The organism is Streptomyces sp. G45 (genome assembly GCF_049542095.1).
Taxonomy (GTDB): Bacteria; Actinomycetota; Actinomycetes; order Streptomycetales; family Streptomycetaceae; genus Streptomyces.
Genome location: NZ_JBMUZU010000001.1, coordinates 9,024,112 through 9,036,944, shown reverse-complemented (window position 1 = coordinate 9,036,944; position 12,833 = coordinate 9,024,112). Strand labels below are relative to the sequence as shown.

The window sequence follows — 12,833 nt, the reverse complement described above, 5'->3', positions numbered from 1 at the left end:
TAGACGTCCCAGGCGCCACACTCCACGACTACACTCCACGGGGTGAGAGCAGACGCGGCGCGCAACCTGGAAGCCGTCCTGACCACGGGAGCGCGCATGCTCGCCGCCGACCCCGGCGCCAGCATCGCGAGCATCGCGGCCGAGGCGGGCGTGGACCGGCGTACGGTCTACCGGCGCTTCGCCTCGCGCGACGAGCTCCTGGCCGCCATCCACGACGCCCACCTCACCGCCGTCGAGCAGGCCATCGAGGACGCCCGGCTGCGCGAGGCGCCCGTCGCCGTCGCCTTGCACCGCTTCGTGGAGAACGCCATCACCGTCAACCGCACCTGGCCCGTCGACCCCGCCCGGCTGCTCACCGACGACGCCGTACGGCCTCGCCGGGACGCGGCCATCCGCGCGTTCGACGCCTTTCTGCGCCGGGCCGCCGACGACGGGCTGCTGCGCCGCGACACTCCCGAAGGGTGGGCGAACGTGCTGCTGCCCCAGCTCATGCTCCTGGCGACACAGCACATGCCCGACCGGAGCGCCGGTCAGGCGGCGGACATCGTTGTCGACACCCTGCTCCACGGGCTGGGTACGTCCGGACGCGCGCGGCCTTGACACACGTGGGGCCCGCGACGGTGGTCGCCCCAAGGGGCCTATGGACCAGCGGGTTCAGCGGCTCCAGCGGGTTCGGCGGGTTCGGCGGAGGAACACACCTGTGGGGTACGGAATGAGGGGGACGATGGAGTCGTTCGACGGCACGATGGTCGGCCGTGAGCGCGAGCGGAAGGCGCTGTCCGACTTCGTGACGGCCGCCGGGGGCCGGGCCCTCGTCCTGCGGGGTGACACCGGCGTCGGCAAGAGCGCCCTGCTCGACCACGTCGCCGAACTCGCCGCGGCCGACGGGCAGCAGGTGGTGCGGGCGGCCGGTGTCGAGGCGGAGTCGGCGCTGCCGTTCGCCGGTCTGCACCAGCTCCTGTACCCGCTGCTCCCTTCCGTGGACCGGCTCGACGAGGGGCACCGAGGGGTCTTCGACGTCGTCTTCGGCAGGAGTGGCGGCCCGCCGCCCTCGGTGATGACGCTCGGCATCGCCGTCCTCGACCTGCTCTCCCTCGCGGCGTCGCGGCAGCCGCTGCTGCTGGTGCTCGACGACGGCCAGTGGTTCGACACCTCCAGCACCGAGGTGTGCGGGTTCGTCGGGCGGCGGCTGACCGGCAGCTCCGTCAAGCTCGTCGTCGGCCTGCGCTCCGACGTGCCCTCCGGCTTCGACACGGCCGCGCTGCCCCAACTGCCCGTGCCCACCCTGCCCGAGCGGGCCGCCGAGCAGCTCCTGGACCTGCGCAGCCCCGGCCTCGACCATCGCGTGCGGCGACTGATCCTGGCCGAGGCCCAGGGCAACCCGCTGGCCCTGCTGGAGCTGCCGCCCCATGTGCTGCGCGACGGCCGGGCCGTGGGCGACCGGCGGGAGGCCCCCGGCTTCACCGGCATCCCCCTGCCGCTGCGCCTCCAGCACGTGTACGGCGCCCGCATCGCGGCCCTGAGCAACGCCGTGCGCGCGGAGCTGCTGCGCGGCGCCCTGGACGGCGTCGGGGCGGGCGCGGTCGCCGGGCCCGCCCGCGGCACGCGCTACCGCATGCTGGACGCCGACGAGGCGGCGGCCCGCGGGCTGCTGGACATCGATCCGCTCAGCGGCGACTTCGTCTTCCGGCACCCCCTGGTGCGCTCGACCGTCGTGCAGACCGCGACCCCCAACCAGCGGCGCGCCGCCCACGCGGCCCTCGCCCAGGTGCACCGCGAGGACCTCGAACGGCGCGCCATGCACCTGGCGGCCTGCACCGTCGACCCCGACGAGCGGGTCGCGGCCGTCCTGGAGGCCGCCGCCGACTCCGCGACCCTGCGCGGTGGTTCGCTGGCCGCCGTGTCCTGGCTGACCCGCGCCGCGGAGCTGAGCGAACGCCACGAGGAGCGCTCCCGCAGGCTGGGCGACGCGGCGTTCATCGCCGGTCAGGCCGGGCTCCTGGACCGCGCCCAGCAACTGCTCAGCTCCGACGCCGCGTCGGAGACGGGCGAGTCCCCTGCCTCCGTGCTCGCCTCGGCCTACAGCGCGCTGTACGAGGACGGAGACGTACAGGTCTCACCGCACCAGGTGGTGGCGGTGATCGAGACCATCCGCGACGGCGGCGTACGCGCGCCGGAAGAGGTGCTCACCCGGCTCGTCAACCTGCTGCTGGCCATCAGCCAGTACGCGAGCGACGCCCCGACGTGGGAGCGCACGCACGCGCTGCTCGACTCCCTCGGGGACCTGGTCACGCCGAACTCCCGCATCTACCAGGACGCTTGGGGCGACGTGGTGCTGCGCGGCGGCGGCGTGCACGAGCGGCTGGAGCGCGCCCTGGCCGACCCGCGCAGGCTCGAACCGTGGGAGGTCACCCGGCTGGGCGTCGCCGCGTACCACGTGGACACGCTCAGCCGGTACCGGCCGCACTTCCAGCGCACCGTGGACCGCGAGGTGGAGACCGGGGCCGCGGCGTCGGCCACGACCATGCTGCACCTGATCATGCTCGACCAGATCGCGGTCGGCGAGTGGGACGAGGCCGCCCGCACCGGTCAGCGCACCCTGGACCTGGCCAGCGCGCACCACAACGCGCTGTTCGCCCACCACACCCGGGCCTACCTCGGTCTGCTCGCCGCGCTGCGCGGCCACACCGAGCAGGCGCGGCAGCTCCAGGCCGCCGTCGACGCCTGGGCCCGCCCGCGCGGCGTCGGCTTCCTCACCCAGATCGCCGACGCCATCGGCACCACCGCCGCCCTCACCGACGGCGACTACGAATCCGCGTACCTGCACGCCATCGGCATCACACCCCCGGGACGTTCACTCCCTACGCCCACCAAGCCCCCCGTACGCTGCTCGACCTGGTCGAGGCGGCTCTGCACACTGGCCGCACCGAACAGGCCCGCCGCCACGCCCTGGCCGCGCGCGACGCCGGTCTGCCCGACGTGTCCCCCGCCTCGCCCTGGTCACCTACGGCGCCCTCGCCATGACGGCCGCCGACCCCGCCGAGGCCGACGCCCTGTACCGCCGCGCGGAGAGCCACCCCGGGGCGGCCGGTTTCCCCTTCGAGCTCGCCCGCCTCCGCCTGGCCCACGGTGTCCGCCTGCGGCACACTCAGGGGCGCAAGGCGGCGCGGGCCGCCCTCACCCTCGCCGCGGAGTCCTTCGAGCGCCTCGGCACGGCCCCGTGGGCCGAGCGGGCCCGCGCCGAGCTGAGGGCGGCCGGGGCGTCCGCCCCCGCGTCCACGGCGAGCCTCGCGGCGCTGACGTGGCAGGAGCGCCGGATCGCGGAACTGGCCGCCGGTGGCCTGACCAACAAGGAGATCGGGGCGCGCATGCACCTCTCGCCGCGCACCGTCAGCTCCCACCTGTACCGGGTGTTCCCCAAGCTCGGCATCACCTCCCGCGCCGCGCTCCGCGACGCCCTGGGCAAGGTGCCCGACGACCGGGACGCCTGACCCCCGATGCCGCTCAGCGCCGCGCGGGACGGGCGCGGACGCCCCGTTCGGTCAGCCAGGCCAGCACGTAGTCGGCGACGGAGCGCCAGCCGCTGTCGAAGACGAGCGAGTGGCCCCGGTCGGCGAACTGCTTCAGGTCGGTCACCGCCGTGCTGTCCCCGTACTGCTTGTACGCCGCCCGCGTGACCGAGTCCGGCACGAGCCGGTCCTCCTGGCCGGAGACCAGCAGCAGCGGGCCGCGCCCGGCGTTGCCGACGTCCGCCGTGGCGTGCGGGCCGCGGCGCTCCGCCCCGCACCCGAGGTCGGTGAGCAGCCGGTGCGGGGCGGGCATCGCGTAGCGCTCGTACAGCCGTCGGGCCTCCTCCGGGGCGACCGCGTTCGCCACCGTCCGCCGGAACCGCTCCGGCGACAGGGACACCGTCGCCCCGGCACCGCCCCGGGCCGACGGCAGGAGCCGGGCGTAGGAGGCGGGCAGCGGGATGTCGTTGATCGGGGCGGGGGCGATGGCCACCGCGGCACGGCCGACGTCGGCGGCGATGAGGTGCTGGGCGATGAGCCCGCCGACCGAGTGCCCGACGAGCACCGGCGCGGTGTCGAAGGACCGTACGATCGCGGCGTAGTGGTCGGTGAGCGCGTCGAGGCCGACGCGGCCGAGGATCCGCGGCGCGGCGCGCGTGTCCCGGGCGGTGGCCATCTCCCCCGGCCAGCCGGGCGCGGACGCGAGGAACCCCCGGCTCACGAAGCGTTCCACCCACGACTCCCAGGACAGCGCGTGCAGCCACACGCCATGGATGAACACGACGGGAGTACGTTTCACGGTGGGGTTCCTCCGAGCATGACGACCATCCGGCGCCGACGCGTCGGCGCCCGTTCCAGGATCGTTCAGACGCAGGTCAGCGACGACAGTCGAATGACTTAATGTTCCCGGCCTCTGGCACGCGGACCCGGGACGGTCGCATGAGGTTTCCGGGACCAAACACCCCAAGGCGGACAGCCGGACGGCCTTGCCGCCGCGCCCACTGCGTCACAGCGGGGAGAACCCGGCGGTCATCTTACGTAGGTGCGTTGTCCCCCGGGGGCCGAGAGTGGACCGGTCCGGCTTCCGCCGCAGGGAAGGAACTACGTGTGATGAGCCGCCTCCCACGAGGTGTCCGGCCCGACCGGGCGGCACGGCGCGAGCTTCCCGCGCTGGTCCTTGACGGCGAGCGGGTCCTTGGCGTGCACGCCCGCCAGACGGTCAGGGCCGAGTTCACCTTCGACGCGCGGGCCGCTCTGGCCGTGGGCGTGGAGCTCTCCGTCGAGGGCGGCCCGCACGCGCGGTGGCGCGTCGGCAGGGACCTGCTGTGGCGGGGCACGCGGTCCAGGAGCGGGCTCGGGGACGTGCAGATCTGGCCGTCGCGTCAGGAGGATCAGCACCAGTCGACCGTGTGGCTTCAGTTGGCCTCCGGTGACATGGCGGCGCTGTTCGCCCTCCCGGCACCGCCGCTCGCGGAGTGGCTCGCGCACACGTATCAGCTCGTTCCCGCCGGTCATGAGCTGTCCGACGTCGACTGGGACGCCACAACCGCGGGACTGCTGTCCGGGCCGCGAGCGCCGTCCGACTGACGGCGGACGGCGCTCACACCTGCTCGGTTCCGGTCAGGGGACGACCCTGCCCGCCGGGACCCTAGTACGTGGTGACCAGGGGTTTCGTCTCGTCGACGACGTACGTCGAGAGCATCATCGTCGTCACCTTGCCTATGTTGCGGGCGTTGTGGATGGCGCCTTCCGGGATGAAGAACGGGTCACCCGTGCGCAGGCGCAGGGGCGGCCGGTCGTCGAACTCCATCAGCACGTCACCGCGGATGATGTAGCCCACCTCCACTCCAGGGTGGCTGTGCCGTCCGGACTCCTTGTGCCGCGGGATCTGCACCAGCGTCTGTACGGCCTTCCAGCCCTTCGCGGGTGAGGGGTGGTCCTGGAGGAGGGTGCGGGTGACACCTTCGGTGGGGTCGGGGTCCCCGGAGGGGTGGGAGGCGTGGACGTGGGCGGGTTCCGCGGCCGAGGCGGTGGACGACAGGGCGGCGGCGCCCAGCACGCTGGCCGCGGCGGCACCGCTGGTCCGCAGGAGACGGCGTCGGTCGATCGTCATGTCCTACTCCGTTCGTGAGCTGTTGCTGACGTTCACGGGCGTCCGTGGCTGTTCAGGGACATCCGTGGCCCTGACGGTTGGTCATGGGCGTTCATAGGTGTCATGGGGGTTCATGGGAGTTCCAGGAAGAGCGAGGCGTGGTCGGCACTGCGGGGAGGTCCGGTGTGTGACTGGCCGTCAAGTGACTGATGTGCGGGTCACGTCCGGTGGCGAAGAGTGGGAGGCGCAGACTCCGCACCACGAAGGGGACCTCAGTCGTGCATCGTGATCGTTTACCTCCGGTGGCGGGTTCGGCGCCCGGGCACATGCCGCCGCTGCTCGTCGACGTCGACCTGATGCTCGACGAGTTCACCCGGCGGCCCATGCGGGCGGTGTTCCGCTTCGACCCGGCCGCGCCCGCGGTGATCGGCGTCGAGTTCCTCGCCGAACGCGGGCCGGAGCGCCGGTGGAGCATCGGCCGGGAACTCCTGCACGGCGGCCTGACGGCCATGAGCGGGCACGGCGAGGTGCGGATGTGGCCGACGCTGCCGGGGAACGGCCCTCGTCGTGGCTGCTCCTCGAATCGCCGGAGGTGGAGGCCCTGTTCGAGGTGCCCACGGCGCGCCTCGCGCGGTGGCTAGACGCCACCTACCGGGTCGTCCCGGCCGGGGCGGAACTGGACGGGCTCGACTGGGACGGTCTGCTGCGGGAGTTGCTGGACGGGCCGGGAGCGCCGTCCGCCTGAGCCGTCCCGCGCGGCTCACAGCGGAAGCTGGCGGCGGAATCCGGATCGCCGTACCCCTGGTACTGGGAGACGCGCGGGTAGGCGCACAGGTCGCGGGTGACGCTGCGTCCCTGGGCGTTGACGAGGGTGGCGGGCAGGACCTCGGGGGCCTGGCCGCGCTCGACCCAGGCCCGCAGCGCGCCGAGGTCGTCGGTGGAGCCGTTGCCCTTGTTGAGGCCGCAGTGCGTGGTGCCCGGGGCGAGGAAGAGGCGGTAGAAGCCGTCGACACGCTTGGCTCCGCCCATCGTCCGCTCCACCTGGCGGCGGTACTGGACCGTGCCCTGGGGCGGGATGAACTGGTCGGCCTGGCCGTGCCAGGTCAGGAGCTTGCCACCGGACGCGCGGAAGGCGGACAGGTCGGGGTCGCCGGTGCCGATGGCCTCGTCGTACTCGGCCTGGGACTGCCGGAACAGCCGGGCGAACCGGTCGTAGGTGATCGTCGCGACGTCGAACGACGGCTGCTTCTGGAGCCAGGTCGCGACCCAGTGCCGGGGCACGGGGAACGGCTCGCCCTTGACGTGGCCGTTCTCGTCGGGCTGGGTGACGGCCGCCAGGCCCGTCAGATCCGCTCCGACCGGAACTCCGGCCCACAGCTTCCGGCCCGAGGGGGTGCGCGGGCCGTCCCAGATCTTGCGGACCACGGCCGCGTCGGCCGCCGTGACGGTCAGTTCCCTGCCGTCGCACCGCACCTTGGTGCCGATCAGTCGGCGCGGGTCGAAGGCGCACCGGGCCGGGTCGTTGACCAGGCCGTCGGCGACGCCGTCGCGGGGGTCGCAGGCCTTGACGGCGGCGTCGGTGAAGGCCTTGAACGTGCAGGCGGCGGGGTAGGTCTTCGCGTTGTTCATGACCACCTGCGGCCACAGGGTGGCGACTTCGAACTCGTCCCAGTGGACGGCGGGCGCGTTGGCGAGGACGCCGTCGTAGTCTTCGGGATGGCGCTGGGCCTCCATGTAGCCCTGGCGTCCGCCGGTGGAACAGCCGTTGAAGTAGGAGTAGGCGGCGCGCCTGCCGTAGACCGCGGCGACGGACCGCTTGCCGATGACCGCCGCCTCGTGCTGGGAGCGGGAGGCGAAGTTCTCCAGCAGCTCGGTGTTGACCCGGCCGTCGTCGCGCAGCCCCCAGCCGACGTCGAGGACGTCTCCGACACCGGCGTCGGTGGTGGTGGCCGCGTAGCCGTTCTTGACGGCGGTGGCCAGGCCCACGCCGTTGTCCCCGGCCGCGTAGCCGCTGCCGCCGAGCGCCTGGAAGCGGCCGTTCCAGCCGTCCTCGGGCAGCCAGGTCCGTACCGTGGCGTGGTCGTCGGCGCCCGGGTGGGTGAGCACGGCCGTCACCTCGCAGTAGGCGGGGACGCCGGTGACCGTGCCGCCCAGGGCTCCGCCACCGTGGACGGTGCCGCCGGGTCGGCGCTGCGCCGTCACGGACTCCAGCCGCGTACCGGCCGGGGCCTTCAGCGCTGGCGCGACGCAGGCGGCCCGCGCGGGGCCGGAGGTGCCCTGGGCGGTGGCCGTCGCGGTCGGCAGGCACACCGACGCGGCGATCGGGGCACCGGCCGCGAGGGCGGTCAGGAGTCGTCTCATGGGTCTCCCCTTAGCGGAAGCGGGTGTGCGTGGGCGCGCCGACACGTGTGCGCGGAACTCCCTGACCGTATCACCGGTTAGAGCAGTGACGATAGAGGGAGAGTGTGCCCGTGCTACGCGAGAAGCCCGCCCCCGGCGGACCGAAGTCCGCCGGGAACGGGCACACACGTCCCTGAGTCGGGGCCCAGCCCTTGAGCCAGGGCCCGCCCCCCGTGTCAGGACCGGTCCTTTGTCAGGGCTCGGTCCCCGCGCCAGGGCTCAGGAGCGGTAGTCGCGCAGGAACAGCGAGGGGGCGGGGTCGGCCCGGGCGGCGTTGACGCCGTCGCCCCGGGTGTAGTCGTTGCCCTCGTTGTCCGCCCAGTCCTGGATGGGACCGCCCCCGGTCCGCAGGTGCTGGAAGGCGCTCGCGTCCCCGTCGGCGGAACCGAACTGGTACAGCCTGGAGGTGTCGGCGTAGGGCCAGTAGGGCGCGTAGGGGCCTCCCGCCGTACGCTGTTTGGCCAGGGTGTTGCGGAAGAAGACGTTCTGGGGACCGCTGGAGCCGGACCAGCCGATGCCCTTGCTCCCGGCGGCCCAGTAGACCGGCCACCAGGTGCCCTTGTCCCCCGCTCCGCCCTCGCCGCCGCAGTTGGTGTCGCACTCGCCCGAGGAGTGGTTGTACGGCACCCTCACGGTGTTGTTCTCGAACAGGTTGCGGCGCTCCCAGCCGCCGTGCAGGTTCAGGTCGGAGTCGAAGTCGTTACCGATGGCGACGTTGCCGGACGACGACCACTGGAAGGTGAAGTGCCGCAGGTTGCGGCTGGTGTTGAAGGCGTACAGGGAGTCCCAGACCCGCGAGCCGCGCAGGTAGCCGTTGCCGCCCTTGCCCTTGTTCCAGGCGCCGTCGAAGACGTTGCGCTCGACCTGGATGTTCCTGGCCACCTCGGTGACCACCGGGTGCGAGCCGACCATGTCCGCGCGCACGCCACGCACCCAGGAGTCGGTGGCCCACTTGAAGACGATGCCGTGCATGGCGTACTCGGGCGCCATGTTGCCGTAGTTGTGCACAGCCTGGGACGGGCTGTACTGGTAGGTGCCGCCGTGGAGCTTGGGCAGGCCGTTGATGTCCTGAGTGAAGGAGAAGCCCTCGAAGCCCACGTCGGTGATCGTCTTCAGCGCGGTGACCTTGCTGGCGTAGGGCTTGCCGCCCACCCCCAGCGGCGGGGAGCCGTCGGAGGTGGAGTCCACCGGGACGTCGTACTCCAGCGGCTTGTCGATCGTGACGGTGTGCTTGCCCGCGTCCACGGCGGTGATGGTGAACACCTGCTGGCGCATGTGCAGGTTCTCCAGGCGGCCGTCGTCCGGGGCGGCGCCCGCGACCTCCTGCGTCTGGTAGAACTTCAGGCTGTTCGCCGCGCCCACCCACAGGTCGCCGCCCGGCTTGAAGCCGTCCATCTTCGCCTTGGAGTTCAGCTGGATGACCCGGTCACCCTTGCGTGCGGCGTACGCGGCGTCGCCCTCGGCACCGGCCACGGTGACGCCCGACTCCCAGTGCTGGTTGACGGAACCTTCGAAGAGGTCACGGCGGTTCTCCGGGATCTTCGAGGGGTAGCCGCAGATCCTCAGGTACTTCTCCGCGACCTCCCGGGTCTGCACCCGGAACAGGCCGCGCCCGGGCCAGATCCAGCCGCCCGTGCCGACGTTGTTGCCCGTGGTGAACTCGCACTTGTGGGTCATCGCGCCCTGGTTCCAGCGCTCGTCCTTCTCCGTCAGGACGTCGTAGCGGGTGTTCTCGTCGGGGCGGAACACGATCCGCGAACCGCCGGACGGGTCCGACCCCTGCCCCCGGATCACCAGGTAGGAGGCGTCCACGGACAGCTGCTTGCTGACGTTGAGCACGCCCTTGGGCAGCTCGATCACCGACAGCTTGCGGGCGCTGGCACTGGGCGTGCACGACTCGCGGATCTGGTCGATGGCGCCCTGGAGCCCGGCGGTGTCGTCCTTCCCGTCGTCGGCCCGCACCGCGAACCGCTGTTCGAGGGCGGACGGGGTGAGGTGGCACGTGGGGTCGGCGGTGTACAGGGCGGCGCCGGGAAGGACCTCGCCGCCCCGGTACCCGGCCCGGCTCCAGTCCGGCAGCCCGGCCACGGGGGCGCGGCGGTTGCTCCTGCTCAGCACGGTGCTGGTGTCGACCGAGCCGTCGACGTCCCCGGGCGCGGTGGACGCCTTGCCCACGCAGGACGAGAACACCGGGGAGTCACCCAGCCTCTGCGCGATCTTCGTCAGGCAGGCGGACAGGGCGCGCTGGCCGTGGTAGTTCGGGTGGATGGCCTCCTGCTGGTTGCCCTGCGCCTGCCACGGCAGGTCCTTCAGGCCCTCCACCAGGTACGGCACCCAGCGCACCCACTCGGCGTGCTCGGCGCCAAGGGGCAACGACAGCGTGTGCTCCTTGTTCGCCTGCCGTGTCGTCCTGCTGCACAGCTCATGCCCCGCGAACGCGTCCTGGAGGTCCAGGAAGGACACCCCGGCCTCGTTCGCCGCGCCGCGCAGCATGGCGCTGATCCGGGGCACCACCGAGGTGTGCGCCCAGTCGCTGTCCGCGTCCAGGAAGGGGCAACCACCGCTCAGGTACCGGCTGTAGTTGGCCGGAGGGACGGGCGCGTTCTCCGGGTCGCGGTAGTCACGGCCCAGCGGCAGCGGGTTGGGGTAGGACTGGAGCACGATCTGGTACGTGCCGTCCTCCTGGCCCGCGTCGCGCAGCGCCGTACGGATCGCCTCGATGGACTTCACCACCTTGTCCCGCACCGGTCCGAGGCCCTCGGCGAACCCCTTCTCCTTGGCGCCGCGGCAGCCCTTGTTGAACAGGGACGGGTAGAAGTACGCCTTGACGCAGTCCTGGAGGATGTCGGCGAACTTCAGGTCGTTGCCGCCGACCGACAGCACGACCAGGCGCACGTCGTTGTCCCGCGCGATGTCACGCAGGTCGTCGACCTGGGGCCGCTGGCCCTTGAAGCCAGTCGTCGTCACGTTGTCCGTGGTGGCGCCGGAGCAGGCGATGTTGAACCGCCGCTCCAGCGGTACGCCCTCGTACTCCAGGCCCCTGATCTCGGCGGAGTCGGAGCGGTCGCAGGCGCTGCCGCCCTTGTCGTACGACGTGTCGCCGTAGACCGCCTTCAGGTCGTGGTCGCACACGCTCTCTTCGCCGTTGCAGTTCACCGCGGCCCGGTCGGTCCCCCACGCGGAGCCGGTCGCGGAGGCGGCGGCGTTGCCGGCCCACCGCCCGGCCTCACCGGAGATGTAGCTGTCGCCCATGGAGACCACCGCGGTCGGCGGGCCGCAGGCGTCCCCGGCGTCCTCGGCGGCGCGTGCGAGGCGCCGCGTGGGGTTGTACGTGGTCGCGTGGGCGAACTTCCACGCGGTGCGGCAGTTCACCGCGCCCACCTTGGCGAACCGCACCGGCCAGTGGTCGGATTCGCCCCGCTGCTCGCTCCGCGTCACGACGAGGTTCTCCAGCTGGTCACTGGCGATCATGTAGTCGAGCGCGTAGTGGGACTTCTGCGTCTCGACGGCCGTGCCGTCCGGCTTCCCGTCCTGCGCGGCGTAGAACGTGTTCGGGAACGTGGCACGGCTGGTGCCCGCGAGGCTGTTGAAGTCGCCGAGCGCCCGCCACGACGTGCCGCCCATCTGCCGCCTGATCGTGGCGATCAGGGCGCTGGTGTGCGGATTGGGCTTGTCGTTGGTGCGGATCGACGCGGCGTGGATGTTGAAGTACCAGGTGCCGTCGACCTCCACACCGAAGGCGGGGCGGGTGCGGATCCACTTGTTCTGCGCGTCCTCGGCGGGGAAGACCTTGACGCGGGACTTGAGGTCACCGAGCTCCTTGGGCACCTTGCGCAGCCAGATCGCCATGGACTTCTGGGTGTTGCGGTCCTTGACCGGCGTCGCCGGGTCCCCCTCCTCCTGCTCCTCCGGGTCGTCGGGGTCGGTGCCGGGCGTGCCGCCGGGAGCGGTCGTCGGGTCGGGACCCCAGGCGGCCCGGTCCAGGATCTTCAGGTACAGCAGGACGCCGTCCGGCTGGCGCGAGCCCTGCCCGCCCCACTTCTTCGCGTAGAGGCGGTACTTCAGGCTGGGATAGCCCTTCGGGGTCTTCGCGGTGTCGTCGAGGTTGTCGGCGATCAGCTCGGCGTTCTTCGTGAAGTCGCTGTCGGGTGCCGTCGTCGCCTCCTGGAGGGCCACGACGTCGGCGTTGGGGGTCAGCTTCGTCCTGACGTCGTACCACGACGTGCCGCCCTGCATGTTGAACGTGATGGCCGACTCACTGACGGCCTCGGCCGCCCGCGCCGGGGCGGGCGGCACGAACAGCGTGACCAGCGAGGCGAGCAGGGCCACACAGAGGGCCTGCGCCACGGCACCGGCCCGCCAGGGCGGGGGTCTGTGCCGGGACGTGCGTCCCGGCGTACGTATGGACAACGGTCCGTCTCTCTTTCCTCGGGCTGACAACGGTGTGTGAAGGATTCCGGTGGATCGCGCATGGGGTCACACGTCTACACACGTGTGAGCACCAGAATCGTAACCTGCTGAGCAGGTGACGATGATGGCGCGATGTCGTCAACCCGTCAACGGGCCCTCCAGGCAGGGCGGAACGCGCCAGTGCCGCTGGTTCACACCCGTGCGTACGGCACACATGTCGCGGGTCCCGCAGAGGCGGCGGCTGCTACGCTGTCCGCGGTGTGGACCGTTCGCATCGTGTGGTTCGTGTGATGCGAGTACGGTCCGTGTGGCCCAGGTGATCGAGGAGTCGCAGACGTGGTGGGTGAAGACGACATCTCCGGGTGAGACCCGGATCTGACCGGCCGTCGGACGGCGCCGTACGAGCGCCGACGCCACGGCCT

6 protein-coding genes and 2 pseudogenes are annotated in these 12,833 nt (G+C 72.1%); 4 read left to right on the top strand and 4 right to left on the bottom strand.

Annotated features, from left to right (window positions below; genetic code table 11):
• The first annotated feature begins 96 nt into the window (after window positions 1–96).
• Both ACOBQU_RS38380 and ACOBQU_RS38375 read left to right on the top strand, forming a co-directional pair.
• Window positions 97–600, top strand: a complete 504-nt coding sequence (locus tag ACOBQU_RS38380) for a TetR/AcrR family transcriptional regulator (RefSeq protein ID WP_423634993.1) — start codon at window positions 97–99, stop codon at window positions 598–600.
• Window positions 601–724: 124 nt separating this feature from the next.
• A pseudogene (locus ACOBQU_RS38375) lies at window positions 725–3,491 on the top strand (ATP-binding protein).
• A 13-nt stretch (window positions 3,492–3,504) separates the two neighbouring features.
• Here the strand turns inward: ACOBQU_RS38375 and ACOBQU_RS38370 are convergent.
• Window positions 3,505–4,308, bottom strand: coding sequence for an alpha/beta hydrolase (locus ACOBQU_RS38370; protein WP_423634005.1), 804 nt, complete (start codon window positions 4,306–4,308; stop codon window positions 3,505–3,507).
• A 311-nt stretch (window positions 4,309–4,619) separates the two neighbouring features.
• Here ACOBQU_RS38370 and ACOBQU_RS38365 point away from each other — a divergent pair, with 311 nt between their 5' ends.
• The gene (locus ACOBQU_RS38365; protein WP_423634003.1) at window positions 4,620–5,096 is read left to right on the top strand and encodes an SsgA family sporulation/cell division regulator; all 477 of its coding nucleotides are present in this window, start codon (window positions 4,620–4,622) and stop codon (window positions 5,094–5,096) included.
• A gap of 61 nt (window positions 5,097–5,157) precedes the next feature.
• On the opposite strand, the gene ACOBQU_RS38360 is transcribed toward ACOBQU_RS38365, so the two are convergent.
• The gene (locus tag ACOBQU_RS38360; RefSeq protein WP_423634001.1) at window positions 5,158–5,622 is read right to left on the bottom strand and encodes a cupin domain-containing protein; all 465 of its coding nucleotides are present in this window, start codon (window positions 5,620–5,622) and stop codon (window positions 5,158–5,160) included.
• A gap of 188 nt (window positions 5,623–5,810) precedes the next feature.
• Between ACOBQU_RS38360 and ACOBQU_RS38355 the strand changes: the two are divergent.
• Window positions 5,811–6,346, top strand: a pseudogene (locus ACOBQU_RS38355) (SsgA family sporulation/cell division regulator).
• On the opposite strand, the gene ACOBQU_RS38350 reads toward ACOBQU_RS38355, so the two are convergent.
• On the bottom strand, window positions 6,250–7,962 hold the full coding sequence (locus ACOBQU_RS38350; RefSeq protein WP_423633999.1) for a tannase/feruloyl esterase family alpha/beta hydrolase: 1,713 nt from the start codon (window positions 7,960–7,962) through the stop codon (window positions 6,250–6,252). The pseudogene ACOBQU_RS38355 and the gene ACOBQU_RS38350 sit on opposite strands and share 97 nt — an antisense overlap.
• A gap of 258 nt (window positions 7,963–8,220) precedes the next feature.
• On the bottom strand, window positions 8,221–12,411 hold the full coding sequence (locus ACOBQU_RS38345; protein WP_423633997.1) for a GDSL-type esterase/lipase family protein: 4,191 nt from the start codon (window positions 12,409–12,411) through the stop codon (window positions 8,221–8,223).
• Window positions 12,412–12,833 lie beyond the last annotated feature (422 nt).